Genomic DNA, 25,721 nt, shown 5'->3' with positions numbered 1-25,721 from the left:
TGTCAGCTTTCTTACCCCAGAGGATGCAGGCACGCCACTTTGTGGTCTGACCCGCTAAGTTCTGGCGGCGCTGCACGGCATTCTTCGGTTGCAAGCCAGCACCGTTGTGCAAAGGCACAGCCTTTGGGGATGTTCATCGGGGACGGAAGCTCGCCTTCCAGTTTGATCCGATCCTTTCGCGCGTCGGGATCTGCGCGGGGCGTCGTCGACAAAAGAGCCTTGGAATAAGGATGTCGAGGGGCAGCAAACAACTTTTCTTTCGGAGCTTTTTCAACCGCGCGGCCCAGATACATGACAATTACATCGTCGGCAAAATGCTTTACCACCGACAAATCATGCGAAATGAACAGATAGGCAAGGTTCAGACCTTCCTGCAGTTCGACCAGCAGGTTCAGAATTTGCGACTGGATCGAGACGTCCAGTGCTGAAACCGGCTCATCCAGCACCAGCACCTTGGGGTTCAGCATCAGGGCGCGGGCAATTGCTATCCGCTGCCGCTGCCCGCCCGAGAACATGTGTGGGTAGCGGTCGTAATGTTCGGGGCGCAGCCCCACGAGGTCGATCATTTCTCGCGCGCGCGCCTCTCGGTCGACTGCGGACATCTCGCGGCGGTTTATGATCAATGGCTCTTGCAGGATTTGACCGATCCGTTGGCGCGGGTTGAGCGAGCCGTAGGGATCCTGAAACACAATCTGCACAGTTTCACGCATCTGGGCCCATTTCGATGGAGATATCTCAACACCATCGATGGTCAGACTACCCGAGGTCGGTTCTTCGATCATCGTCACCACCCTTGCGAGGGTGGACTTCCCACAACCAGACTCCCCCACGATTGCCAGCGTTTTGCCCGGCCGCAGTTCGAAGTCCACGCCAGACAAGGCCTTGACCGTTGCGGCCTTCGACAACAACCCGCCTTTTACGGTGTAGAACCTGGCCAAATCACTGGCCTGAACGATGGGGGCGGTCATGCCAGCTCTCCGGTTGTAATTTTTTCAACGTAATGGCAGCGCGCCTTGCCGAATTCCGCACTGTGCGGGGTTGGGGGTAACGATCGGCACAGATCATCTGCATATTGGCATCTGGGGCTGAACAGACATCCTTTTGGCCGGTCAAACTGCCCTGGAACGACGCCGGGAATGGTCGGTAGCATCTTAGACGTCGCCCGCTCCGGAAGCGCGTTGAGCAACGCAGTTGTGTAGGGGTGACGCGGGGTGCGGAACAGGTCTTTGACTGCCTGCTCCTCGACCTTTTGGCCAGCATATTGGACTTGAACCCGCTCGGCGGTCTCGGCGACAACACCCATATCATGAGTGATAAGGACCAAACCCATGCCCTGGTCGTCCCGAAGGCGAACCAACAGATCAAGGATTTGCGCCTGAATTGTCACGTCCAGTGCTGTTGTCGGCTCGTCCGCAATCAACAGCTTGGGTTTGCAGGCGATGGCCATCGCAATCATCACCCTCTGGTTCATGCCGCCGGACATCTGATGCGGAAACGTGTTCAGTCGGCTTTCGGGTGCGGGGATTCCGACCTGATCAAACAGTTCAATAGCGCGTTGGTGGCGGTCCTTTCGGTTCAGGCCCAGGTGGATGCGCAAGGCCTCCTTGATCTGGAAGCCAACCGTAAAGCAAGGATTCAGCGATGACATCGGTTCCTGAAAAATCATGGCAATGTCTTTGCCGATGATCTTGCGCCGGTCGCGGGCCGAGATTTTGGTCAGGTCAATGCCTTCAAAGCTTAGTTGGTCGGCCGTAATCGTGGCCGTCCAGGGCAGAAGACCCATCAATGCCAGCATCGACACCGATTTGCCCGAGCCGCTTTCGCCGACGATGGCCGTTAATTCGCCCTTGTCGACAGACAGATCAACGCCATCTACGGCCCGGAACTGACCCGAAGCGGTTGCGAATTCGACGGTGAGGTTTCGGATATCCAACAGGCTCATGTCGTCAGCTCCGCTTTAGCTTAGGGTCCAGCGCGTCGCGCAGACCGTCGCCCATCAGGTTGATGGCCAGCACAGTGACCAAGATGGCCAAACCGGGGAACGTCACCACCCACCATGCGCGCAGAATAAACTCACGCGCTTCGGCCAGCATGGTGCCCCATTCCGGCGTGGGCGGCTGCGCCCCCATGCCCAAGAAGCCAAGGGCTGCAGCATCCAGAATAGCGGTCGAAAACGACAGCGCCGCCTGAACGATGATCGGAGCCAGACAATTCGGCAGCACGGTCTTGAACATCAGCCGGGCCTTGCTGGCACCGGCAACGCGGGCCGAAGTCACATAGTCCTTTTGCCGCTCTGCCAACACTGATGCCCTGGTCAAACGCACGTAATGTGGTTGGAACACAATGGCGATGGCGATCATCGCGTTGGTCAACGAGGGGCCAAGGATGGCGACCAGAACCAGCGCAAGCAGTAGCGAGGGGAAGGACAAGATGATATCCATCACACGCATGATCATCGTATCGACCCATTTGGGCGCGAAACCCGACAGGAGGCCGACAATCACCCCGCCCGTCACGGCCACACAAACCACCACGATGCCGACAAAGAAGGAATAACGCGATCCCATGATCAGCCGCGACAGCATATCCCGACCCAACGGATCGGTGCCCAACGGGAAGGCCCAACTGCCGCCTTCTTGCCACGCAGGAGGTTGCAGAATGTGATTGCGGAACTGTTCAGTCGGGTCGTAGGGGGCCAACAAAGGCGCAAAGGCCGCGCAGAAGACAAAAGCGGCAAAGACCCAAAGGCCCATCACCGCACCGCGGTTTTCGCTGAAGTAATACCAGAACTCTCGCAGGGCGCTGGGGCGGTCTTCGGTTTTTGGTGGGGTCGCGGACAATTCAGCCATCATCGCCTCCGGATTTTGGGGTTGATGACGCCGTAAAGGACATCGACCAGTAAGTTCACCAGCATGACGATCACGGCGATCATCAGCAGGCCGCCCTGCACCACCGGGTAGTCGCGGCGGAAAATGCTATCGACCATCCACTTGCCGATGCCTGGCCAGCTAAAGATTGTCTCGGTCAGGATCGCCCCGGCCAGCAAAGTGCCGACCGACAGGCCGATCACTGTAATCACAGGGATCAATGCATTGCGCAGCGCATGCAGTCCATTGATCCGCGCAGGGGCGAGGCCCTTGGCGCGGGCCGTGCGGATGTAATCCTCACCCAACACTTCCAACATGGCCGAACGGGTCTGGCGTGCAATTACGGCCAAAGGGATCGTGCCCAAAACGATGGTCGGCAGAATTAGATGGCGTACAGCCGATCCAAACGCCCCCTCCTGCCCGGACAGCAGACTGTCGATCAACATGAAGCCTGTGACACTTGGAAAGTAGTACAGCAGGTCGATCCGGCCTGAGACAGGCGTCCAACCAAGGTTGCCGGAAAACACGATGATCAACAACAGCGCCCACCAGAAGATCGGCATGGAATACCCGATCAGCGCGGACGACATCAGCGCCCGGTCGAAGAATTTGCCCCGATTCACAGCGGCAATAACGCCCGCAGGCAGCCCCAAAGCTACTGCAAAAATCATGGCGCAGATCGACAATTCCAGCGTGGCCGGAAACAGGGCAAAGAATTCGTCCCAAACCGGCTTCTTGGTGACAAAGCTCTCGCCCAGATCACCATGCAACACGCCAACCAAATAGTCCCAGTATTGCTGCAGAACAGGTTTGTCGAAACCCAGCTTCTCGACCATCTCCTGATAGCGTTCTTCGGACATTCCGCGTTCACCGGCCATGACGATGATCGGATCGCCTGGAAGCACCCGAATGAACATGAACGAGATCAGTGTTACGCCCAGAAATGTCGGAATGAACATGCCGAGGCGGGTAAGGAAATAGCCAAACATCAGCGGCCTATGATTATTAGTTCTTTGGGAAAGCTGGTCAGCGACCGGCAACCGTCTTCGGTCACCAGTACGTCATCTTCGATCCGAACGCCGAAATTGTCCAGATCATAGAGGCCCGGCTCGTTGGTCCAAACCATGCCCGCGCGCATGATCTGGCCGTTGCCACGCATGATGTAGGGCGCTTCGTGCACATCGCGGCCCAGCCCATGACCGGTCTTGGTGCGGATACGATCAGCATAGGGCGAGGCCTCGAGCACGCTGGTCACCGCATCGTCGATATCGTGGGCGGTTACTCCTGGTTTGCAAGCTTCGAAGCCGACTAGATTGGCCCGCAGAACGGTGTCGTAGACCGCCCTGCCTTCATCCGAGGCTTCGGCGACGAAAAAGGTACGCGTGATGTCCGCGGCAAACCCGTGTTTACGTGCGCCGAAATCGAACAGCAGCGCGTCGCCCGCTTTGATCTGATAATCCGCGCGCGCTTTACCATGCGGTTGAGCCGAGTTTCCTCCGGCTGTCACGATAGGTGAAAAGGCCAGCGACGCGGCACCTTCTGCGAACAACGCCTGGATCAAGGCTTGTTCAATCTGTACTTCTGTCTGACGCACACGAACATCCGCAATTACCCGCTCTAGCGCTCGTTCCGAGATATCAATCGCGGCTTGCAGCGCTGCAATGTCATCGTCCGTCTTGATGATGCGCAGACCGGATATCTCGCGTTCCGCGTCCACGATCCGCAGCTCAGGCAAGGCACGGGTAAAGGCCTTGGAGACAAAGACCCGCATCACCTGCCCTTCGACCGCGAGAGATCGCAGCGGCATGTGTTCAGCCAGCGCCGCGAAGGCGTCGTCATAGCCCGTCTGGTCGCGCCAGTCGAAGACAGCGCCGTCAAATCCGACCAGCGCCCATGAGCCCAATTCCAGATTGGGAACAATCGCGGCTGGTTCACCTATGGCCGGGATGACGACCACAAAAGGCCGCTCGTGGCTCATGAAGGGTTTTCCCAAAGCTCGGGTAAAATTCGGGCCGGGCACCAGTGCCACGGCATCTACTGACATGTCCTTTGCCAGTTGTTGGTACTCGGACAAATCCGGCATTTGCGCCGACCTCCCAATAAAGAAAACCGAAGCCGCCAATTGGGCGGCTCCGGTCGTTGAGTGGTGGTTTATTCGACGCTCACACCGTAGAAGATGTGGCCGCCCAGCGGGTGCACTTTATAGCCCTGAACCTTATTGCTCATCGGCATGTACACGACCGAGTGCGCAATGGTTGCCCACGGGGCCTGCTCTTTGAAGATGACCTGGGCATCTTCATACAGCTTGGTGCGTTCAGCCTGATCGGTGGACTGTTTGGCCTTCAGGATCAGATCTTCGAACGGCTCATGGCACCATTGTGCTCGGTTCGACGCTTCGCGACCGTCACAGCCCAGCAGAACCGCCAGGAAGTTGTCTGGATCGCCATTGTCACCGGTCCAACCCAGCAGAACGGCACCGTCACGGTCCAGATCTTTCGAACGCGACAGATACTCGCCCCATTCGTAGGACACGATCTCGACGTCCACGCCAACCTTCGCGAAATCCGCCTGGATCAGTTCGGCCATACGGCGCGCATTCGGGTTGTACGGACGCTGTACCGGCATTGCCCATACCTTCATCGACAGGTCGGAAACACCTTCGGCTTCCAGCATCGCCTTGGCCGCTTCCGGATCATAGGCATCGTCGGTGATTGCGTCGTTGTAGCCCCACATTGTTGGCGGGATCGGGTTTTTGGCAACCTGACCCGAGCCCTGGAACACCACGTCGATGATCGCGTTCTTGTCGATCGCCATATTCAGCGCCTTGCGGACATTCGGGTTATCAAACGGCGCCATCGTGGTGTTGTAGGCCAGATAACCGACGTTCAGACCCTCTTGCTCCATCATGTTGATGTCAGCATCATCCTGCATTGCCTGAATGTCGGCCGGGTTGGGATACGGCATGATGTGGCATTCGCCAGCCTTCAGCTTCTGATAACGCACGGATGCGTCCGGAGTGATCGCAAAGATCAGGTTCTCAACATCCGCAGGAGCCTTCCAGTAGTCGGCATTCTGGGCATAGCGGATCACGGCATCTTTCTGGTACGCCAAGAACGAGAATGGGCCAGTACCGATGGGCGCGGTGTTCAGCTTTTCAGGCGTCCCGGCTTCCATCATTGCATCTGCATATTCTGCAGACAGGATCGAAGCGAAATCCATCGCCATATTGGCAACAAACGGCGCTTCAGGCTTGGTCAGCGTGAATTTGACGGTGTAGTCGTCGACCTTTTCGATGGACTCGACCAGATCGGGCATACCCATACCCTTGAAGTATTCCCACGTACCGCCTGACACCTGATTATAAGGATGGCTGTCATCCTTTTGGCGCATGAACGAGAAGATCACGTCATCCGCGTTGAAATCGCGGGTCGGTGTGAATTCGTCATTCGAATGGAATTTAACGCCCTGACGCAGCTTAAATGTGTACTCCAGACCATCATCACTGGCTTCGACGCTTTCGGCCAGACCGGGGATAACGTTGGTCGTACCGGTTTCGAATTCCAGCAGGCGGTTGTAGATCGGGTGCGATGAGGCATCAAAGGTGGTTCCGGCCGTAAAAAGCGCCGGGTCAAACCCTTCGGGTGAGCCTTCTGAACAATAAACAAGCGTATTTGCCTGAGCGGCTGCGCTGGACAGGGCAACTGCCGCTGTTGCAGCCAAAAATTTAAGTTTCATGATTGTCTCCCAGAAAAATTTTCAATCGGCTTTCGCGTTGCTTTTGTTGACCAAGCAATTTCTGACGACTCTCATCGCCGCGAAATCTGTGCCCAATGTATCCAAAATACAAAATCCATTGTCAACTCACTTTGATAGCTCTTGCACAGCTTAACCAAATGCAAAGGAAGCAGCCGAAAGACTGCCCCGCATCATTGCGTTGCATGATCAAAAGGATCGACGGGTATTTATTGCGAGAATGTTGGGGTCACACCAACCGGTGGCCGGTCCTGAATATATGCACCGACACGGTTCAGCACGGGGTTTCTGGGGCATCCCGGGCGGGTCGCGGCCCCAAGGTTGCGTAGGTTTCCTGGGCCCTCAAACGGAACAAAACACAAGGGCCATTTGTCCCGCTTGAATTGCTCGGCAGCCAGGGCCGACACAATTGTACAATCATCAGAATGACAGATGTGCCGACAGATCGTTTCAAACCTCAGCGCGCTCAGATCAAACCGCTTTGCGACCCGGATCGCAGGATCAGCTTTGGGCAAACGGTCCTCAAGCTCATAGCCGAAACTGTGAGGAAGCCGGATAAAGTCATGCGCGGGAACGCCCTCAGGTGCTATTGAAGGAAGCATACACAGCGGATGCCCCTCGCGCATGGCCAGAAACAGGGGTTCGAACCAAATCGACGTGAAAGCCAAAGCGTCACTGTTGTTGACCTGAGCCACCAGCGCCATGTCCAGCTGATGGTCTTCAACCATCTGCAACATGTTCTGTGGAAGATCCTCAATCATTGTCACTCGCATACGCGGAAAAATATCGCTGAACAGCTCTGAAAAATACTGCGTCAGGTACGGTGCAAGCGTTGGCGTCATGCCAATCCGATATGCAACGGCCTCGGGGTCGCGAAATTGGGTGGCGGAATCGCGGATCTTCTGTGCGTCCGACAGAATGGATTCAGCGACACTCAGGATGCTCTGACCAAACGCGGTTGGCCGCACTTCGCTATTCAGCCGCAGAAACAGTTCAACACCCAGTTCCTGTTCCAGCTTCTTGATCTGGTTCGACAGAGCAGGTTGCGAAACGTTGCACGCAACCGCCGCCTGGCTGAACTTGCCATGCTTCGCGATGGCAAGCACGTATTCCAAATCTCTGAAATTCATCCGCCCAATCTCTCTGCGGTCATACAAAAGACGGCACTGGACCGTTCCCTTCTCTACCGTAAAGCGGGGAAAGGTGCATGAAATACAGATCAATTTCGCTGACAAAACTGTTAACCAGCGCATTCGAATAGAACGTCATGCGGGACAATTGTGACGTAACGTGTTGATTTATATAAGTTGAACTTCCCAGACGCTCACGAAAACCGTGATTATTAGCATTTGTTATACAACCGATTTGCACGATGAATTTCAGCTTACACGGGGTGCCGTCTACCCCTTTGCTACGTGGAATGTCCGAGACACCGGGCGGACCGCCAAACGTAACAATTTTTGACGGAGTACCCCATGCTGTCCCAAATGCTGACAAGCCTGCGCGCTCAGCTCTTGACCACGTCTACCATAGCCCAAGAGACCAACCGTGCCGGCCAAACCCTTTTCAATAACTTCTTTCAAAGTACCGTCGTCGACGACACTCCAGCCTTTGTTCTGGCAAATGACTTCTCGCGCCTGCTGAACTTTGGCGAGATCATCACTAACAACGCCGTCGCCGCTGTTCAGGCGCAGGGGCAGGATGTTGACGTATTCAACTTCCGCTCGGGCTTGATTGAGGCGAACAACGGCCCTGACGCATTGGCCACAGGCGTTCAGGTCACCGGCAGCGCAAGCGTTCGCAACTTTGGTGAGATTGCGGGCGAGTTCAACGGTGTGCAGTTTGCGGGCTCTCAAAGCTCTGGCGGTCTGGATAACTTCCGCGGCGGTGTGATCAGTTCGGACAGCCGTGCAGTAGACATTCAGGGCCAAGGCATTGATGTGCGCAACTTTGGCGACATCATCGGCACCGGCAATCAGCGCAATGGCACGATCTATACCAACAGCACCACCGAAGACATTTCGATCTCGAACTTTGTGGGCGGCACGATTGACGCCGGCGAAGGCAACCAGGGCGCTGGTATCTCGTTGCAAATCGGCGACGAGGTCGGCGACCGTGTGGAAACTGACATCTTCAACGGCTTTGGTGCTACGATTCAGGGCCGTGGCCAAGGTGCGGCCAATACCGGGCTGGCCGGGGACGGCATCCGCATTGATGACGGTGCCGAAGGCGCCACGCTGGAAACCGAAATCATCAACAGCGGCCTGATCTCGACCGAAAGCAACCAGGGCACAGCCGCCGGTATCCGCATCGCCGCTGGCGTAAATGCCGAAGGTGAGATCCTGAACACCTCGACCGGTGTGATTGAAGGTCCCCGTAACGGTCTGTATATCGGCGAAGGCGAACACGACCTGGACGTGCTGAACTTTGGCACCATCCAATCCGGCAGCCGCGCAGTGAACATCGACGGCTCGGGTGTCAACCTGATCAACGGCGGTGACATTCTGGGCACTGGCGACCAACGCAACGGTACCGTTTATGCCGACGGCACTGCGGATGATTTCTCGGTTCGCAATCTGGCCAACGGAACGATTGACGCAGGCGAGCACAACCAAGGTTCTGGTTTCGCCGCAGAAATTGGTGGGGCCGCCGACGGCGCCAACACATTCTCGCTGGAAAACGACGGCGTTATCCAGGGTCGCGGCAACGGCGCGGCAGGCACAGGCCTGGCGGGCGACGGTATTCGCATCGGCAACCCCGGCAATGAAGGCGTTGCTGAGGTGAACATTACCAACCGCGGCGAGGTGAGCTCGGAAGGTGCCAATGGCACTGTAGCCGGTGTGCGCTTTGTAGATGGTGTCGGTTTTCAGGGTGAATTCACCAACTCGGGCACGATCTCGGGTGTTCAAAATGGTGTCTACTTTGGCAACGCGGATCACACAGGTGGTAGCTTTGTGAACGAAGCAGGCGGTGTTGTGTCATCTGACAGCCGCGCACTCAACATTGATGGTATCGGTCTTGAGGTTTCCAACCAGGGTGAGATCCTCGGCACCAGCGATCAGCGCAACGGGACGGTTTATGCTGACGGAACCGCGGATGACTTCTCTGTACAGAACTCCGGTCTGATTGACGCAGGTGAGGGCAATCAGGGTTCAGGCATCGGAGTTGAAGTCGGTGGCGCAGAAGACGGTGCAAACACCTTTGTGCTAGGTAATGCCGGCGTTATCACTGGGCGCGGAAACGCTGATGCAGCCTCGTCGCTGGCCGGTGACGGCATTCGCATCGGTAACGTTGGCAACACCGGTACCGTCGACGGGTCGATCGGCAATATCACCATCATTTCGTCAGAAGGGAACAATGGCACCGTCGCTGGCGTCCGTGTTGTCGACGGAGTGAACTTTCAGGGTGAATTTATTAACCTCGGCGGCATCTCCGGTGTGCGCAACGGTGTCTACTTTGGCAATGGCGATCACACAGGTGGTTCGTTCATCAACGGGAGCAACGTGTCTTCCGGCAGTCGCGCTCTGAACATTGATGGCATCGGCCTGACCGTTGAGAACTCTGGTTTCATTTTCGGTACCGGGGATCAGCGCAATGGGACGGTCTACGCCGATGGTACTGCCGATGATTTCTCGGTTATCAACTCTGGCTGGATTGACGCTGGTGAAGACAACCAGGGTTCCGGGTTTGGTGTGGAAATCGGGGGTGCGGCAGACGGTGCTAACACCTTCACGCTGGAAAACTCCGGTGAGATCACCGGGCGCGGAAACGCTGGTGCGGCTACGTCGCTTGCCGGTGATGGCATTCGTATCGGCAATGTCGGCAACACCGGCACCACTGATGCGACCATTCTAAACACCGGAAACGTCTCCTCCAGCGGTGCCAACGGCACAGTTGCTGGCCTTCGTGTCGTCAATGGCGTGAATTTCCAAGGTACGCTGGAAAATCAGGGCTTCATTACCGGCATCCAGAACGGTGTATACTTTGGCACCGGTGACCACTCAGGTGGTTCGTTCGTGAACTCAGGTATTGTCGCTTCGGAAAGCCGCGCGCTGAACATCGATGGCGAAGGCCTTGAGGTCATCAACGAAGGCCAGATTGTCGGCGCAGGCAATCAGCGCAACGGCGCAGTTTATGCCGATGGAACCGCTGACAACTATAACTTCACCAACACTGGTACGGTCAGCGTCAATGATGGCGCCAACGGTTCTGCCGTATCGCTGCAAACCGGTGATGTTGATGGCGATATCGTCTTGGCAACCATCGTAAACCAAGGAATCTTCCAGGGTAACGGCGATGTCACCGAGGGCAATCAAGTCGGCGATGGTCTGCGCCTGTTCACGGGTCAGAACGACGCGTCCTTTGCCGGGGTTGTCATCAACGAAGGTCTCATTGCCGGGTCCGAGCAGTCGGGCGCCGCAGCTGGTATCCGTATTGATGGGGGTCTGAACCTTCTGGGTGCGGTCCTGAACGAGGGCGAAATCCGCGGAACGGTCAACGCGATCGATGCATCGGATGCTGGTGACGTTACCATCGTCAACGACGACGAAGGTGTGATCAACGGCAACGTCCTGCTGGGCGATGGCAATGACATCTTTGTCGATCTGGGCACCACCAACGGTGACATCAACGGTGGCGCAGGTGATGATGTTTTGATCGCAGGCGATGCAGACAATGTGCTGACCGGTGGTCTGGGCAATGACCTCATCGACGGTGGAGAAGGCATCGATACAGCCGACTTCTCGGACCTGGATGTCGCAGTCGAAGTTCGTCTGGATGCCAACGGCAACGGCACGGCCACACGCGATACCGGCTTTAATGTCTCGATCGTGGATGCTGCTGTTGTGGCACCGGACCAGTTCGGGGCGAATATCCCGGATGGAGGTTGGTTTGTAGAAGAGGCCGTTCTGGGCAACCTGTACTACAACATCCACACCGCCGACTTCCCTGGTGGGGAAATTCGCGGGCAGCTTCTGGTCGACGGCGATGTGACCGAGAACGGGATCCGCACAGTCACGCTGAGCGGCGGTCTGGACGCGGCGCAAGAGCCTGGGCCGACATCGGATAGCGAAGCCACCGGCAACGCAACCGTTGTCATCACTCAGAACCTGACAACCGGCGAAGTCACCTACTCGAGCGAGCTAAGCGTTGTGGGCCTGAACGAAGCCGACCCGAACACGCCGATCCCCGGCGCTGTATCGGCAATCCATCTGCACAATGCACCAGCGGGCGCAAACGGCCCGGTCGTGCAGGACACGCTGGTGGACGCGGGCGCGACGCTTGATGTTGATGCAATAGGCGGCACCGGAGTTGTCGGACTGGACGTGATCGACAATCAGATCGAAACCGACGTGCTGGTCTCGATCGAGAATGTCATCGGCTCTGACGATGGTGATGTGATTGTCGGCAGCGATCTGGAGAACGTTCTGAACGGCGCGGATGGCGATGACCTGCTGAACGGTGAGGGCGGCAATGACGTCCTGATCGGTGGCGAAGGCGCTGACACCTTCCTGTTCCAGGGCACCTTTGGTGACGATACCCTCTCGGACTTTGAAACGGGCGTGGACAGAATTCAGATCGGAGATCTGGGCTCTGACTTCGACGGCGGTCCGAGTACCGTTCAGGATGGTGACGACGCCGTCATCAGCTTCGGCGACGCAGGCTCGATCCGTCTGACCGGTGTCGATGCCGCTGACCTGACCGAAAACGACTTCATCGTTTAACCAATCAACAGCGGGGCGGCCCAGGTCGCCCCGTTTGTCAAACCGGAAAGGGTTCCCTGATGTCCCAGCAAACCAATCCCGTAAAAACCGCCTGGGGGTCGTTGCGCAAGGGTTTTGTCGCAGTTGCCTTCTTCAGCTTGTTTCTGAACCTGCTGATGCTGGCTGGTCCGCTTTATATGCTGCAGGTCTATGACCGGGTCCTGACCAGTCAGAATGTCGACACTTTGATCGCGCTGTCTGCATTGCTGGCTGGTGTTTTTGTTGTCGTCGCCTGCCTTGACCTGATGCGGATGCGCATTTTGGGACGTCTGGCCGCCCGCTTTGAGCTGAACGTTGGCGCGCCGGTCCTCGGTGCGGCTATGCGCCGCCGTGTCCATGGCGAAGCCGAGGCTGGCGAAAACCTTGTCGAAGACGTGAACGGCTTTCGTGAATTCATCTCGGGAACCACGCTGACCGCGTTTTTCGACGCGCCGTGGATCCCGCTCTATCTGTTGGTCCTTTATGCCCTTCACCCCTATCTGGGTCTGCTTGGTCTGGCCGGGGCCGTCATGCTGACGATCATGGCTCTGATCAACAACTCGCGCGCCCGGGAGCCGATGCGGTCGGCTTCGCAAGCGCGCGGTCGTTCCGATGCGTTGTTCGGCACCAGTGACAAGAACGCCGAGCTGGTTCAGGCACTTGGCATGAAATCCGATTTGGTGCGGCGTTGGACGTCGCTTCAGGCTGAAGCCCATCTGCACAAAACCCGCGCCGCTGACCGGGTTGCCAGCTTTTCTGTCGTGTCCAAGACCGTTCGGATGGGTTTGCAGTCGGCCATTCTGGGACTTGGCGCGGCACTGGCCATCACCGGAGAATCCACCGCTGGCGTCATGATCGCGGCAACCATCGTGCTGGCCCGTGCACTGGCTCCAATTGACCAATTGATCGGTCAATGGCGCAGCTTTCTGGCCGCGCGCGGGTCGTATTCCAAGCTGGCAAAACTAACCGAAGAGTTTGCCGAAGCCCCACCCAATCTGCACCTGCCGCGCGCGTTCAAATCTCTGGACGTCAAGATTGCGCAGGCAGGCCCCCCGCGCGCCGTCAACGCCTCGCTCCGCCAGATCGACTTTGGCCTTGTGCCCGGAGATGTGTTGGCAGTTATCGGGCATAGCGGTTCGGGCAAGACCACCTTGGGCAAGATGATTGCCGGTATCTGGCACCCCCAACGGGGTGAGGTTCTGCTGGACGGCAGCCCGATGTCCAAATGGAACCACGAGGATCTGGGCAAACAGATCGGTTATCTGCCACAGGATATCGAGCTGTTCGACGGCACGATCCGCGAAAACATCGGGCGCTTCTCTGTCGCCATAGGCGATGCCGAAATGCTGCGTGCCGCACGCGAAGCCGGTGTGCACGAAATGATCAGCGCCCTTCCCGATGGATATGAAACGCGCATCGGTCGGGGGTTCTTTCTGTCGGGTGGTCAACGTCAGCGGCTGGCACTGGCCCGGGCGCTTTATGGCGATCCGTTTGTGTTGGTTTTGGACGAGCCGAATTCGGATCTGGATGCCGAAGGCGAACAGGCCCTGCGTGATGCGATTACAGCAGCGCAGTCCCGCGGCGCAATTGCCATCGTCATGACCCATCGTCCTGCAACGTTGCAGGCTGCCAACAAAGTAATGGTTCTGCGAAACGGCGCTCAAACACAGTTCGGGGATAAAGAGGACGTCCTTAAGGTCAATCGCCGGAACGTTCTGGACAAACCGACTCAATCCGGGGCGCAGGAACCCACCGCGCGCTCTGCCAATACAACTCAGATCAGCGGAGCTGCCCAATGACCAAGTTGATGAAACGCACACAATCCCCGAACGTGCTCACCGCCCAGGATGTGCAAGTATTGGACATCACGACCGAAGCCTCTGGCATCAAACGCTATGTCCTGTTTGGGTTGTTTACCCTGATGGCTTTCGTCGGCGGCAGCATCTATTGGGCCTTCGCCTCGAAACTGGATGGTGCGGTCGTCGCGCCAGCACAGTTTGTGGTGGAAGGTGACCGCAAAACGGTTGAACATCTGGACGGAGGGATCATCGACTCGATCCTTGTCACGGACGGTGAATTTGTTCAGGCAGGTCAGCCCCTCGTACGGCTTGACAGCTCGGATATCGACGTAGATCTGAGCGTCCTGGGCAGCCAATTGGGCGAATTGTCGGTCCGGCGCGCCCGCTTGCTGGCGCAGATCAACGGCACGGACAGGTTTGACGAACCAACCGCATTGGCCGGGTTCAGCGATGGAATGCAGCGGCTGCATTGGTTGTCGCCCTACCTGACGCAGAAACAACTATTTGACGCCGAAGCCCGCGCCCGCCGGACCGAGGCTCAAATCAACGCGCAGCGCATTCAGGGGCTGCGCAATCAGATCGCCGGCCTGAACGAACAACGCCTCTCAACCCAAAATCAGAAGGACATCACGCAGGTTGAGCTGTCCAATCTGAAATCTTTGCTGGACAAAGGGCTTGTGGCCGTCACACGGGTCAGCGCGCGCCAGATCGAAATGGAACGTCTGGGCGGTGTCGATGCGTCGTTGCGCACCCAGATCGCGCAGGCCCAGGACCAGATGCAAGAGTTGCAGCTGTCCCTGCTCAGCCAACAAAAGCTGCGCGACGAGGTGATCGCCGGAGAGCTTGCGGTTGTGGATGCCCAGCTTGATCTGATCCGGTCACAATATTCAGGGGCATCGGAACGGTTGAAACGAACACAGGTCCTGGCCCCTGCCAGCGGGCGGGTCGTTAATTTGGCAGTATCTACAACCGGCGGCGTCATTCGCCCCGGAGAGGCGATCATGGATATTGTTCCCGCCAATCAAGCCCTGATCGTCGAAGCACGTATCAAGACCGCCGACATCGACAAGTTGCAGATCGGTCAGGCAACGCGCATTCGCCTGTCAGCCTTTACGCAGACCGATGTGCCTGAAGCCAGCGGCCGGATTTTTGACATCTCAGCCGACGCGCTGGAGGACGATCGCACAGGCGAGCCTTATTACAAAGCCCGGGTGAAACTGGATCCCGATCAACCCATCGAAGTCGCCGCACTGGATCTGTTGCCAGGAATGCCCGCGGATCTGTTCGTGAAAACCGGCGAGCGCGCAGTAATCAGCTATCTGTCACAGCCAATCAGTGACCGGCTGGCCAAGACTTTTATCGAGTGACTTGTTTTGCCCGCATCCGGCTTGCCGGGTGCGGGTCGTTCACATCTTTCTTGTGATTAAATGCAGCAGGTTAGACGCCGTATCGCGCCATGAACATATCAACGGCCTGCGTCGCAATTGCATCCAACTCTGCTTTGGAAAAGCTCTTTTGAACACCGGTGGCAGCGCGGGTCCAAATCCGAACCTTGCATAGTTCACTGAACTGTTCGGCCGCCAATTGCAGGTTGTCGATGGCGAGCTCACCCTTGTTGACTGCCTTTTCCAGATACTCGACCATCTGGCGCTGACCGTTCTGCGGCCCGGCCTCATAAAATGTTTGGCCCAGCTCGGGGAACCGGTCACGCTCGGCGATGCAGATGCGGAACATTTGTTGCGAGAAGTCCGAGACTAAAAAAGTCGTCAGTTCCGTCGCCGCGATAGTCAGAACTTCGCGCGCTGGCTTGCAGTCGTCGACCATCGCCACGACGTTTTCGGCCATTCTCCTGCACTCGACCTGCGCCACTTCCATGAACAGCAGGCGTTTGTCCGGGAAATAACTGTAGAGCGTCGCCTTCGACACCCCCGCAGCGCGCGCGATGTCGTCGACGCTTGCACCTTCGAAACCATCCGCCATGAAAACCTCTCGGGCTCCGCGCAGGACCTGATCAAATTTTCGGCCTGTTCGCAGAATGACGGCTGCTTCGGTCATGTACTCTCCTTCGGTCGATTGGGTGACAAATGTATAAACCGTTCAGTTCAGATACAACAAATCGCACAATTAGCAGGCATCTGGCAACACAGATGACGTTAGGTTTTCGATTGACCAGTTAAGTTATTTTACAACGCGCGTCCCCAAAACCCTATAACTGGCCCGTCACATCTTGCAGCCTGTGTGTTACGTGCTACCACGTTGCACATGGTCGATATCTTTCTGCGCACACTGCCCTTTTTTGCGATCATCGGCTTGGGGTACTGGGCCGGGCGCAGTCGATTTTTTTCTGAAGAAGCAACGGCGTACCTGACGAAATTCGTTTTCTATTTTGCGCTGTCGGCCATGCTGTTTCGCTTTGCCGCCACCCTGCCCTTTGCGGATATCTTCAATGCAAGGCTAGTCGTTGGATACTTGATCGGAACCGCCGCTGTGTACGTCTTGGCGACGGTTGTCGCATGGATACGCCGGCTTGATATCCCGACCGCAGCGGTAGAGGCACAATGCGCGGCCATCGGCAATGTCGGTTTTCTGGGCCTGCCCATGCTGGCGCTGCTGTTTACCGAAGCCGCGATTGGCCCGGTTATGCTGGTTCTGACGGTAGATCTTGTGGTGTTTTCATCCCTGATCGTCATCCTGATAAATGGTGGGCGCGACGGACGGTTGACGCCTGCAACCTTCCGCCTGATCGGGATTGGGTTGATCAAGAATCCAATGATTGTTTCGATCTCAGCAGGATTGCTGTGGTCCGCCTTGCAGATCCTCGTTCCTGTCCCATTGAATGATTTCCTGACAATTCTGGGCGGGGCAGCCACACCGGGTGCCCTGTTCGCGATCGGAGCTTCTCTGGCCAGCAAATCCGCGGAACGCGTTCACATTGCAGGCTGGCTGAGCTTTTGTAAATTGGTTGTCCACCCTGCTTGTGTCGCCGTTGTGTTGCTTTGGGTTTTGCCCGTGGCTGCGTTTCCTGCTTCCGTCGCCATCGCCGCCGCGGCACTGCCGGTGGCGGGTAACGTCTATATGCTGGCCGCCCATTACAGGGTGGCGCCGCACCGTGCATCTGCTGCGATACTTTTGTCCACAGCGGCCAGCATTCTGACGGTGCCATTGGTCATCGCCTGGGTTGGAACGCCCTGATCTAGGCCTTGTCAAAAATGGCACATCAAAGCCGCTCAGCCTTTACGTATCGAGCGTGGAAGGATAGCCATGTCGCAAACCCAACGTAAGGACAAAACCAAATGGAAACCCTTTCGGAAAATGCATGTTTCGGAGGCGTTCAGGGCGTCTACCGCCACGCCTCGACTGCCTGCCAATGCGACATGACCTTTGGCCTGTTCCTGCCAGCCGAGGCCAAGGACGGCCCGGTTCCGATTTTGTGGTATCTGTCAGGCCTGACCTGCACCCATGAAAACGCGATGACCAAAGCAGGTGCTCAGGCTTGGGCGGCCGAGCAAGGCATCGCGGTTGTCTTCCCGGACACCTCCCCGCGCGGTGAGGGTGTCGCGGATCACGAGGATTATGATCTGGGCCAGGGCGCCGGGTTCTATCTGAACGCCACGCAGCAACCTTGGGCGCCGCATTTCAACATGTGGGATTACGTGGCCGAAGAATTGCCTGCTTTGCTGATCGAAAACTTCGCGATCGATGCGGAGCGTCAGGCAATAACCGGACATTCGATGGGAGGTCACGGGGCGCTGACGCTCGCGATGAACCTGCCGGGTCGCTTCCGGTCTGTCTCCGCCTTCGCACCCATATCGAACCCGACGGGTGCGGATTGGGGTCGCAAGCAATTAAGCGCCTACCTTGGCGACGATGAGACGGCATGGGTCAAACACGATGCCTCGGTCATGATGAAAGAAATCGGCTTTGATGGCCCTATCCTGATCGACACTGGTGCCAGTGACCAATTCATCGACTTGCTGCGCCCCGAAACTTTGGCGCAGGCGATTGCCGAACGTCGTCAGCAGGCAATCTTCCGCCTGCAACCGGGCTACGATCATTCGTACTTCTTCGTGTCGACCTTCATGGAAGACCACATCACCTTCCACGCTGAGGCACTGTACGGAGACTGAGGCATGAGCCAATACGACTATGACCTGATCATCATCGGGTCCGGCCCCTCGGGTCGGTCGGCCGCGATTCAGGCGGGCAAGCTGAAACGGCGCGTTTTGGTGATTGATCGTAAGGATCGGTTCGGCGGCGTGTCCGTCCACACCGGTACGATCCCGTCAAAGACCTTGCGCGAAACGGTTCTGAACTTGTCGGGCTGGCGCGAGCGCAGCTTCTACGGCCGCTCGTACCGGGTCAAAGATCAGATCCGGGCCGAAGACCTTAAGGCACGTCTTCATATGACGCTGGATCACGAAGTTGACGTGTTGGAGCACCAGTTCAACCGCAACCATGTGGAGACCTTGAACGGATTGGCCAGGTTCGTTGGGCCGCACGAGGTGGAAGTCGCCACTGATGCAGGTGAGACCACGCGACTGACAGCAGCCAAGTTCCTGATAGCAACCGGAACAAAAACCTATCGCCCGGATTATGTGCCATTCAACGGAAAGACCGTTGTGGACGGTGACGATTTTCTTGAGATGGCAGAGATCCCACGCTCGCTGGTCGTGATAGGTGCCGGAGTGATTGGCGTGGAATACGCCACCATGTTCTCGGCATTGGACGTTCGGGTGACGTTAATTGAACCTCGTGAAACCTTCTTAGATTTCATCGACACCCGCCTAATCCATGATTTCACCCATCAGATCCGCGAAAACGGCGTGGACCTACGTCTGGGCTCAGCCGTTCAAAAGATAGAAGACGCTGGGGGCCATGTCGAAGTGACTCTCGAGAATGGCCGCCACGTGCGAGCTGAGATGCTACTGTTCGCCGCCGGGCGCATGGGGGCGACATCGGCATTGAACCTGCAGGCCGTTGGCTTGGAAACCGATCATCGCAATCGGATCGACGTGGATCGCAAGACGTATCAAACTGCAGTGCCGCATATCTACGCGACTGGCGATGTGATTGGGCACCCATCATTGGCCTCAACCTCGCTGCAACAGGGCCGTGTGGCTGCATGTCACGCGCTGGAAACCCCTACCCTGCCGGAAAGTCCCTGGTATCCTTACGGCATTTATTCGGTCCCCGAGATCTCAACTTGCGGCATGTCCGAAGAGGAACTGCAAGAACGCGGCATCCCATACGAAGTTGGCGTGGCGCGGTTCCGGGAGACCTCGCGCGGGCATATCATGGGGTTGGAACACGGCATGCTGAAGATGCTGTTTTCACTAAAAACCCGCCGGGTGTTGGGTGTTCAGATCGTGGGTGAAGGCGCGACCGAGTTGATCCATATCGCGCAGGCGGTCCTGAATCTGAAGGGCACGGTGGATTACTTCGTGCAGAATACGTTCAACTATCCAACCCTGGCCGAGGCCTACAAGATCGCCGGCCTGGATGCATTCAACCGGATGCCCATTCCGGAAGAATTCAAAGTGCGCAAGAAACCAGCAGAACCGACCAAGAAAGAGGCCAAGAAGGCGTGACGACCCTCTATATCGATGGCGATGCCTGCCCCGTGAAAGCCGAGGCTGAACGGGTTGCAACCCGGCACAAAGTTCCGATGGCACTGGTGTCAAACGGTGGCTTGCGGCCGTCTGCAAACCCATTGGTGCAGGTGGTTATCGTGTCCGAGGGTGCGGATGAGGCTGACAAGTGGATCGCCGAACGCTGTGGGCCTAGTGACGTTGTGGTGACATCCGATATCCCGCTGGCCGCAAAATGTGTCGAAGCCGGTGCGCGGGTTCTGCGGCCAAACGGTGAAGCCTTTACCGCGGCCAATATCGGCCAGCAACTGGCCATGCGTGATTTGATGGCCGACTTGCGCGCATCCAACCCATTGGGCGCGGGCGGCGGCGGAAAACCTTTTGGCAAGGCTGACCGATCCCGGTTTTTGGACGCCCTGGAACGGGAATTGAGGGCTGCGCAGCGGGGCTAGTCCTCCCGCTTTCCAGCGACGCATCAAAGATGCGTCTTTGACAATTGGGCCGGGCAGCGCTGCGCGCTGCGGTTGTGCCTTGAACAATTCTGTCGCGCTTGGTTCAGTAGCACCAACTAAGGAACAAGAAGACAGGTACTAACATGTCGGTGAAAGCTGTTGTTTTTGACATCGGGAACGTTCTGATCGAATGGCAACCCGAACGCTATTATGACCGGGTCATCGGAGAAGAGCGCCGTCGCGCCATGTTCTCTGAGGTCGATCTGCACGGAATGAATGACCTCGTGGATCAGGGTCACCACTTCACTGATACGATCTATGATTGGGCCGAGAAGTACCCCGAATGGCGAGATGAAATTCGCCTGTGGCACGACAAGTGGATCGAACTTGCCACGCCCGAAATCCCCCATTCAGTTCGCCTGCAGCGGGCCTTGCGGGCCAAAGGCGTGCCGGTTTTTACATTGACCAATTTCGGGGTGCAAAATTTCGACTATGCGACGACGGTTTACCCGTTTCTCAACGAGTTCGACAAACAATACGTGTCAGGACGGATGCAGACCGTCAAACCGCACGTTCCGATCTATGAAATGGTAGAAGAAGACTGTGGCCTGCCGCCCGAAGCGCTGTTGTTCACCGATGACCGGATCGACAATATCGCAACGGCGCGCGCCCGGGGATGGCAAACGCATCACTTTACCGGACCAGAAGGCTGGGCGGACCGGCTTGTGCAAGAAGGCTTGCTGACGGTCGAAGAGGCGCGATAGCTTAGGCGGTGGCCAATGATCGGTTTTCGCGAATGGGCAGGTGGACGATGGCGCTGAACGCCCCAATCGCAACGCCGATCCACCAGACCATGGTGTAGTCGCCGTACTGGTCGTACATCCGGCCGCCCAACCAGACCCCCAGGAAACTGCCGACCTGATGGCTGAAAAAGATGATCCCATACAGCGTGCCCATGTAGCGCAGCCCATAGAGATGCGCGACCAACCCCGAAGTAAGCGGAACGGTGGCAAGCCAAAGCGAACCCATGACCAGCGAAAACACGATGACCGACAGGGGCGTGATCGGGAACACGATGAAAGCCGCCGCCGCAAGTGTACGCGCTGTATAAACACCTGCCAGAAGGAATTTTTTGGGAAAGTGGTTCCCGGCCCAACCCGCCAACAGAGTGCCTGCAATATTGGCCAGACCAATTAGTGAAATCGAAACAGCCCCTAGTGCTGATGTAGTAGTGATGCCGATCGAATGCAGAACGCCGCCGGGTTGAATGGGTCCGCACATCTCGGTCACAAAAGCGGGAAAGTGTGCGGTGATGAAGCCAAGTTGGTAGCCGCAGCTGAAAAAGCCCAGAAAGATCAGCGTATAGGATGGATCGCGGAACGCTTTGGTCAGGATCTGGCTCATGCTTTCTTCGAGCTCTGCCTTGCTGGCGGCCTGCGGGGCGCGCATGAACGGCAATGTCAGCACCAGTGCCAAAATCACTGTGGCGAATACAATGAACACCTGCTGCCAGGGCATAAAGCTTAGCATCCATTCGGCTGTAGGGGCCCCCAGGACCTGACCGAAACTGCCCGCAGCTGTGATAATCGCGAGCGACATGGAGCGGTTTTCGTCCGACGATGCCCGCGCCACCACGGCAAGGACCACGCCAAATCCTGTTCCCGCGATACCGAACCCCACGAGCCATGCGTACATCTGGTGTTCGAACGGGGTGACGGACCAGGCCGACAGAACCATACCCGCCGCGTAGGTCAGAGCCCCCAGAGTAATCGCGCGCCTGTCGCCGACTTTTTCGGCGATGGCGCCGAATATTGGCTGCCCAATGCCCCAGGCCAAATTCTGAATTGCGATTGCCATCGAAAAGTCCGAGCGCAGCCAGCCGAATTCATCTGCGATGGGGATTTGAAACACGCCAAACGATGCGCGCACGGCAAAACTGACGGTGATGATGATACACCCGACGATCAGGATGGGGTTCAGCAAGCGCGTGTGTTGGGGCATTAGGTCCTCGGGCGTTCAAGAACCAGACGTTACCGCGTTTAGTTTGTGCGTCAATTCAGGAGTTTTGCGGTCACGGATCAGCAAAATTGATGCGTCCGAGAAATGGCTGCTTTTCAACGGGCAAACCGGGCGCTATGCCTCAAAACATGACGGGTTTGATATCGCTTTATGACACGCAGGTGGCCGACGGCACCCTGACCAGAGACGACGCGCAAGAGGCTGTTCTTCCTCATTTCGAACGTATCCGGGCGGCATTGGCCGAACCTGTGAAACGGGGGTTCTTTCGAAAAGCCCCGCCGCCGCCCAAGGGTTTATATCTGTGGGGCGGAGTCGGGCGCGGAAAATCCATGCTGATGGATATGTTCGTCGACTCTTTGGCAGACATCCCCGCCCGCCGAGTGCATTTTCACGCCTTTATGCAGGAAATCCACGCAGGCATGCACAAGGCCCGTAAGGATGGAGTGGAAGACGCGTTGGCTCCAGTGGCCGCCTCGGTGATCAAGTCCGCGCGCGTACTGGCATTTGACGAAATGCAAATCACCGATATCACGGACGCGATGATTGTTGGTCGTCTGTTCGATCTGCTGCATGAAGGTGGTACCGTGGTCGTGACGACATCGAACCGCCATCCGGATGACCTTTACAAGGACGGGCTAAACCGTCAGCTATTTTTGCCTTTCATTGCACATATCAAAGAACAGCTTGAGGTGTGGGAGCTGATCTCACCCACGGATTACCGCCAAAACCGGCTGGAAGGCGCACCTGTTTACTTTACGCCCATAGGCCCCGAAGCACGCGCGAGCATTCGCAGCGTCTGGAATGACCTGGCCGGGGGGGCGGCGGACCCGCTGATCCTGCAGGTCAACGGTCGTGCGGTAGAACTGCCCGCTTTTCGAAACGGCGTGGCGCGGGCCAGTTTTTACGACCTTTGTGGAAGGTTGCTGGGCCCGGCAGATTATCTTGCTATCGCGGAAGCGGTAAAAGTTCTGGTGCTTGAGGACATCCCGCGCCTGTCGCGCAATAATTTTAACGAAGCCAAACGGTTCGTAACGTTGATCGATGCACTGTATGAGGGAAAAGTCCGCTTGATCTGTTCAGCTGCGGCAGAGCCCGAGATGCTGTATGTCGAAGGTGAAGGCACATTTGAGTTTGAACGCACCGCGTCGCGCCTGCGCGAAATGCAGGATCAGGATTGGGGGCAATAGGGGCGCTGCCCCCGCCGCGCTTTGCGCGTCTCCCCGGGATATTTTTGGCCAGATGAAGCTGTGCGGATGTGCGTTCGTCAGCCGTTCTCGCGCAGAATATTACCGGCCAAGTATAGTGATCCACAGATCAGAACCCGCACCTGCGGGTCATTTTCGGTAATGTTTTTCAGGGCCTCGGTCACACTGTCGGCGGTGGACGCTGCTAGCCCAACCCGAGAAGCGGCTTCAGCGGTGTCGTCAGCGCTCAGCGTATTGACCTCACCCGGGATAGAGACTGCCGTCAGGCTTTGCGCCTGCGCGGCAAGCGGAGCCAGATACCCGGTGACGTCCTTTGTGTTCAACATCCCACAGATCATATGGGTTGGACGTGCAGGCAGCTTCGCCAGTAGATCGGCCAATGCCAAACCTGCGGCGGCGTTGTGACCGCCATCCAGCCAGAGCTCGGCCTCGGGGGCCTGTTCGACCAGAGGGCCGGTTTTCAATCGCTGCATGCGGGCTGGCCATTCAGCCTTGGTCACCGCAGCCTCATAGGCGTCTTCCCCAAGATCCAGATAACGCAAGACCGCTAGCGCAGCACCGGCATTTTGATACTGATGTGCGCCCAACAGATTTGGCAGCGGTAGATCGCGCAGGCCAGTTTCGTCCTGATAGACGAGCCGCCCGTTTTCTTCGGTGACGTGCCAGTGTTGGCCATGCACCAACAAAGGTGCACCCAGACGCGCGGCAGTGTATTCAATGACCTCCAGCGCCTCATCCTGTTGCGGGCCAACGATGCAGGGAACACCGGGCTTGATGATGCCGGCCTTTTCTGCGGCGATCTTGCCCAAGGTATCGCCCAAAAATTGCTCATGGTCGATTGAAACCGGCGTGATGACCGTTACCGCTGGGTCGTGAATGACATTGGTCGCATCCAACCGGCCACCCAACCCGACCTCAAGCAACGTGTAGTCCGCCTTGGACCGGGCAAAAGCCAGCAGGGCCGCGCAGGTCGTGATCTCAAAATACGTGATGTTCTCGCCACCGTTGGCGGCATAACATTCGTCCAGAACCGCCGTCAGATCCGGTTCGGAAATGAGTTCACCCGCCAGACGAATACGCTCATGAAACCGGGCCAGGTGGGGCGAGGTATAGGCATGGGCGGTCAGCCCTGCCCCTTCCAGCCCCGCTCGGATCATGGCCTGGGTCGAGCCCTTGCCGTTGGTTCCCGCGATGTGGATCACCGGCGGCAGTTTGTTTTGCGGATTGTCCAGCGCGGCCAGCAGACGCCAGACACGATCCAAGGTCAGGTCAATGATCTTGGGATGCAGCGCCATCATCCTTTCCAGGATGACGTCCGATGTCTGAGGGGTCATTTCTCTTCCGCGTCTTCAGCCGGGGCTTCTGCCACTGCATCTTCGGATTCGGGCGCAGGCAGATCGCCTTTGACCGCCGGAGGCTGGTTCATCAACATCCGCGTGATGGTGATCAACTCATCGCGCATTTCGGTCCGCTTGGTCACACGGTCCAACATGCCGTGATCCAACAGGTATTCCGCGCGTTGGAAGCCTTCGGGCAGCTTTTCCCGGATCGTCTGTTCGATCACGCGGGGACCGGCAAAACAGATCAGCGCATTGGGTTCCGAGATATGGACATCACCCAGCATCGCGTATGAAGCCGTCACACCGCCTGTCGTTGGGTGAGTCAGCACTACGATGTAGGGCAGATTTGCCTCTTTCAGCATTTCTACTGCCACGGTTGTGCGGGGCATCTGCATCAGGCTCAGGATACCTTCTTGCATCCGCGCGCCACCAGCAGCGGAAAACAGGATCAGCGGGCGTTTCTGTTTCACAGCCTCTTGCGCGGCCGCGATGATCGCGTTGCCGACATACATGCCCATGGATCCGCCCATGAACGAAAAGTCTTGCGCGGCCGCAACAATCGGGGTCCGGCCAATTTCGCCTAAGGCGACCAACATCGCCTCTTTCTCGCCCGTTTTCTTTTGGGCGGCTTTCATCCGGTCGGGGTATTTCTTCTGATCGCGGAACTGAAGCGGATCGTCTTTGGGCGCGGGAACCTCAACCTCGGTAAAGATCCCACCATCGAACAGATGATCGAACCGCGCGCGCGGTGTGATCGCCATGTGATGATCGCACTGGGTGCAGACATTCTGGTTTTCTGCCAACTCACGGTGAAACAGCATGGTTCCGCATTCATCGCATTTGTGCCAAAGATTCTCAGGCACTTCTCGGCGCGAGAAGATCGAGTTGATCCGTGGGCGGACGTAGTTTGTAATCCAGTTCATATCGGAACCTTGGCTTGTGCGGCTTTGACGTCAA

At 57.2% G+C, this 25,721-nt stretch carries 20 protein-coding genes; 9 read left to right on the top strand and 11 right to left on the bottom strand.

Annotation, left to right across the window (positions count from 1 at the left end; translation table 11 throughout):
• Positions 1 to 11 precede the first annotated feature (11 nt).
• From AC2FFH_RS10750 to AC2FFH_RS10720, 7 genes are all read right to left on the bottom strand, one after another.
• Positions 12 to 968 (bottom strand): ABC transporter ATP-binding protein, encoded by a 957-nt coding sequence (locus AC2FFH_RS10750; protein ID WP_496770005.1) that lies wholly within the window; start codon positions 966 to 968, stop codon positions 12 to 14.
• On the bottom strand, positions 965 to 1,942 hold the full coding sequence (locus AC2FFH_RS10745; protein WP_496844392.1) for an ABC transporter ATP-binding protein: 978 nt from the start codon (positions 1,940 to 1,942) through the stop codon (positions 965 to 967). The genes AC2FFH_RS10750 and AC2FFH_RS10745 overlap by 4 nt, the downstream gene beginning before the upstream one ends.
• Before the next feature lie 4 nt (positions 1,943 to 1,946).
• A complete protein-coding gene (locus AC2FFH_RS10740) occupies positions 1,947 to 2,852 on the bottom strand; it encodes an ABC transporter permease subunit (RefSeq protein WP_082637042.1) in 906 nt (301 codons plus the stop codon).
• Positions 2,849 to 3,856: an ABC transporter permease subunit gene (locus AC2FFH_RS10735; protein WP_282169492.1), complete on the bottom strand. Its 1,008-nt coding sequence runs from the start codon at positions 3,854 to 3,856 to the stop codon at positions 2,849 to 2,851. The genes AC2FFH_RS10740 and AC2FFH_RS10735 overlap by 4 nt, the downstream gene beginning before the upstream one ends.
• Positions 3,856 to 4,950, bottom strand: a complete 1,095-nt coding sequence (locus AC2FFH_RS10730) for a M24 family metallopeptidase (RefSeq protein WP_496844391.1) — start codon at positions 4,948 to 4,950, stop codon at positions 3,856 to 3,858. The genes AC2FFH_RS10735 and AC2FFH_RS10730 overlap by 1 nt, the downstream gene beginning before the upstream one ends.
• 68 nt (positions 4,951 to 5,018) lie before the next feature.
• Positions 5,019 to 6,602 (bottom strand): ABC transporter substrate-binding protein, encoded by a 1,584-nt coding sequence (locus AC2FFH_RS10725; protein WP_496740887.1) that lies wholly within the window; start codon positions 6,600 to 6,602, stop codon positions 5,019 to 5,021.
• 227 nt (positions 6,603 to 6,829) lie between these two features.
• The gene (locus AC2FFH_RS10720; RefSeq protein WP_496844390.1) at positions 6,830 to 7,750 is read right to left on the bottom strand and encodes a LysR family transcriptional regulator; all 921 of its coding nucleotides are present in this window, start codon (positions 7,748 to 7,750) and stop codon (positions 6,830 to 6,832) included.
• Between the two features lie 345 nt (positions 7,751 to 8,095).
• On the opposite strand from AC2FFH_RS10720, the gene AC2FFH_RS10715 reads away from it, so the two are divergent.
• Genes AC2FFH_RS10715 through AC2FFH_RS10705 form a run of 3 tightly spaced genes read left to right on the top strand, consistent with a single transcriptional unit; the run spans position 8,096 to position 15,527 of the window.
• Positions 8,096 to 12,343, top strand: coding sequence for a beta strand repeat-containing protein (locus AC2FFH_RS10715; RefSeq protein WP_496844389.1), 4,248 nt, complete (start codon positions 8,096 to 8,098; stop codon positions 12,341 to 12,343).
• A 59-nt stretch (positions 12,344 to 12,402) separates the two neighbouring features.
• Positions 12,403 to 14,160 (top strand): type I secretion system permease/ATPase, encoded by a 1,758-nt coding sequence (locus tag AC2FFH_RS10710; protein ID WP_496844387.1) that lies wholly within the window; start codon positions 12,403 to 12,405, stop codon positions 14,158 to 14,160.
• Positions 14,157 to 15,527 carry an HlyD family type I secretion periplasmic adaptor subunit gene (locus AC2FFH_RS10705; protein ID WP_496770012.1) on the top strand — a complete coding sequence of 457 codons (1,371 nt, stop codon included), beginning with the start codon at positions 14,157 to 14,159 and terminating at the stop codon, positions 15,525 to 15,527. The genes AC2FFH_RS10710 and AC2FFH_RS10705 overlap by 4 nt, the downstream gene beginning before the upstream one ends.
• 70 nt (positions 15,528 to 15,597) lie before the next feature.
• Here AC2FFH_RS10705 and AC2FFH_RS10700 read toward each other — a convergent pair whose 3' ends face one another.
• Positions 15,598 to 16,215, bottom strand: a complete 618-nt coding sequence (locus AC2FFH_RS10700) for a TetR/AcrR family transcriptional regulator (RefSeq protein WP_496844386.1) — start codon at positions 16,213 to 16,215, stop codon at positions 15,598 to 15,600.
• A gap of 207 nt (positions 16,216 to 16,422) precedes the next feature.
• Here AC2FFH_RS10700 and AC2FFH_RS10695 point away from each other — a divergent pair, with 207 nt between their 5' ends.
• The 5 genes from AC2FFH_RS10695 to AC2FFH_RS10675 all read left to right on the top strand — a co-directional run bounded on the left by AC2FFH_RS10695 (position 16,423) and on the right by AC2FFH_RS10675 (position 20,964).
• Entirely contained in the window at positions 16,423 to 17,352 is a 930-nt protein-coding gene (locus AC2FFH_RS10695) for an AEC family transporter (protein ID WP_496770016.1), read from the top strand.
• A gap of 101 nt (positions 17,353 to 17,453) precedes the next feature.
• Positions 17,454 to 18,287, top strand: a complete 834-nt coding sequence (gene fghA, locus AC2FFH_RS10690) for an S-formylglutathione hydrolase (RefSeq protein WP_496726933.1) — start codon at positions 17,454 to 17,456, stop codon at positions 18,285 to 18,287.
• A gap of 3 nt (positions 18,288 to 18,290) precedes the next feature.
• Positions 18,291 to 19,748 (top strand): Si-specific NAD(P)(+) transhydrogenase, encoded by a 1,458-nt coding sequence (sthA, locus tag AC2FFH_RS10685; protein WP_496770019.1) that lies wholly within the window; start codon positions 18,291 to 18,293, stop codon positions 19,746 to 19,748.
• A complete protein-coding gene (locus AC2FFH_RS10680; RefSeq protein ID WP_496770021.1) occupies positions 19,745 to 20,200 on the top strand; it encodes a YaiI/YqxD family protein in 456 nt (151 codons plus the stop codon). Before sthA ends, AC2FFH_RS10680 begins: the two co-directional genes overlap by 4 nt.
• Before the next feature lie 143 nt (positions 20,201 to 20,343).
• Positions 20,344 to 20,964, top strand: a complete 621-nt coding sequence (locus tag AC2FFH_RS10675) for an HAD family hydrolase (RefSeq protein WP_496770023.1) — start codon at positions 20,344 to 20,346, stop codon at positions 20,962 to 20,964.
• Position 20,965: 1 nt separating this feature from the next.
• Here the strand turns inward: AC2FFH_RS10675 and AC2FFH_RS10670 are convergent, their stop codons facing one another.
• The gene (locus AC2FFH_RS10670; protein ID WP_496770026.1) at positions 20,966 to 22,201 is read right to left on the bottom strand and encodes an MFS transporter; all 1,236 of its coding nucleotides are present in this window, start codon (positions 22,199 to 22,201) and stop codon (positions 20,966 to 20,968) included.
• Positions 22,202 to 22,347: 146 nt separating this feature from the next.
• On the opposite strand from AC2FFH_RS10670, the gene zapE reads away from it, so the two are divergent.
• Positions 22,348 to 23,406, top strand: a complete 1,059-nt coding sequence (gene zapE, locus AC2FFH_RS10665; RefSeq protein WP_496770028.1) for a cell division protein ZapE — start codon at positions 22,348 to 22,350, stop codon at positions 23,404 to 23,406.
• A gap of 77 nt (positions 23,407 to 23,483) precedes the next feature.
• Here the strand turns inward: zapE and AC2FFH_RS10660 are convergent, their stop codons facing one another.
• The gene (locus AC2FFH_RS10660; RefSeq protein ID WP_496770031.1) at positions 23,484 to 24,758 is read right to left on the bottom strand and encodes a bifunctional folylpolyglutamate synthase/dihydrofolate synthase; all 1,275 of its coding nucleotides are present in this window, start codon (positions 24,756 to 24,758) and stop codon (positions 23,484 to 23,486) included.
• The gene (gene accD / locus AC2FFH_RS10655) at positions 24,755 to 25,687 is read right to left on the bottom strand and encodes an acetyl-CoA carboxylase, carboxyltransferase subunit beta (protein ID WP_496770032.1); all 933 of its coding nucleotides are present in this window, start codon (positions 25,685 to 25,687) and stop codon (positions 24,755 to 24,757) included. Before accD ends, AC2FFH_RS10660 begins: the two co-directional genes overlap by 4 nt.
• Positions 25,688 to 25,721 lie beyond the last annotated feature (34 nt).

It is taken from the genome of Ruegeria sp. YTSC003, assembly GCF_059609785.1.
The sequence above is the reverse complement of the archived record's forward strand: the minus strand, read 5'-3'. Positions and strand labels throughout refer to the sequence as shown.

Excerpts from the sequence above, each read along its gene's own strand:
- AC2FFH_RS10660 (WP_496770031.1), bottom strand. The coding sequence starts at position 24,758 with ATGACCCCTCAGACATCGGACGTCATCCTGGAAAGGATGATGGCGCTG.
- AC2FFH_RS10735 (WP_282169492.1), bottom strand. The coding sequence starts at position 3,856 with ATGTTTGGCTATTTCCTTACCCGCCTCGGCATGTTCATTCCGACATTT.
- zapE (WP_496770028.1), top strand. The coding sequence starts at position 22,348 with ATGACGGGTTTGATATCGCTTTATGACACGCAGGTGGCCGACGGCACC.
- AC2FFH_RS10675 (WP_496770023.1), top strand. The coding sequence starts at position 20,344 with ATGTCGGTGAAAGCTGTTGTTTTTGACATCGGGAACGTTCTGATCGAA.
- AC2FFH_RS10670 (WP_496770026.1), bottom strand. The coding sequence starts at position 22,201 with ATGCCCCAACACACGCGCTTGCTGAACCCCATCCTGATCGTCGGGTGT.
- accD (WP_496770032.1), bottom strand. The coding sequence starts at position 25,687 with ATGAACTGGATTACAAACTACGTCCGCCCACGGATCAACTCGATCTTC.
- AC2FFH_RS10745 (WP_496844392.1), bottom strand. The coding sequence starts at position 1,942 with ATGAGCCTGTTGGATATCCGAAACCTCACCGTCGAATTCGCAACCGCT.
- fghA (WP_496726933.1), top strand. The coding sequence starts at position 17,454 with ATGGAAACCCTTTCGGAAAATGCATGTTTCGGAGGCGTTCAGGGCGTC.
- AC2FFH_RS10720 (WP_496844390.1), bottom strand. The coding sequence starts at position 7,750 with ATGAATTTCAGAGATTTGGAATACGTGCTTGCCATCGCGAAGCATGGC.
- AC2FFH_RS10700 (WP_496844386.1), bottom strand. The coding sequence starts at position 16,215 with ATGACCGAAGCAGCCGTCATTCTGCGAACAGGCCGAAAATTTGATCAG.
- AC2FFH_RS10715 (WP_496844389.1), top strand. The coding sequence starts at position 8,096 with ATGCTGTCCCAAATGCTGACAAGCCTGCGCGCTCAGCTCTTGACCACG.
- AC2FFH_RS10730 (WP_496844391.1), bottom strand. The coding sequence starts at position 4,950 with ATGCCGGATTTGTCCGAGTACCAACAACTGGCAAAGGACATGTCAGTA.
- AC2FFH_RS10705 (WP_496770012.1), top strand. The coding sequence starts at position 14,157 with ATGACCAAGTTGATGAAACGCACACAATCCCCGAACGTGCTCACCGCC.
- AC2FFH_RS10725 (WP_496740887.1), bottom strand. The coding sequence starts at position 6,602 with ATGAAACTTAAATTTTTGGCTGCAACAGCGGCAGTTGCCCTGTCCAGC.
- sthA (WP_496770019.1), top strand. The coding sequence starts at position 18,291 with ATGAGCCAATACGACTATGACCTGATCATCATCGGGTCCGGCCCCTCG.
- AC2FFH_RS10710 (WP_496844387.1), top strand. The coding sequence starts at position 12,403 with ATGTCCCAGCAAACCAATCCCGTAAAAACCGCCTGGGGGTCGTTGCGC.
- AC2FFH_RS10695 (WP_496770016.1), top strand. The coding sequence starts at position 16,423 with ATGGTCGATATCTTTCTGCGCACACTGCCCTTTTTTGCGATCATCGGC.
- AC2FFH_RS10740 (WP_082637042.1), bottom strand. The coding sequence starts at position 2,852 with ATGATGGCTGAATTGTCCGCGACCCCACCAAAAACCGAAGACCGCCCC.
- AC2FFH_RS10750 (WP_496770005.1), bottom strand. The coding sequence starts at position 968 with ATGACCGCCCCCATCGTTCAGGCCAGTGATTTGGCCAGGTTCTACACC.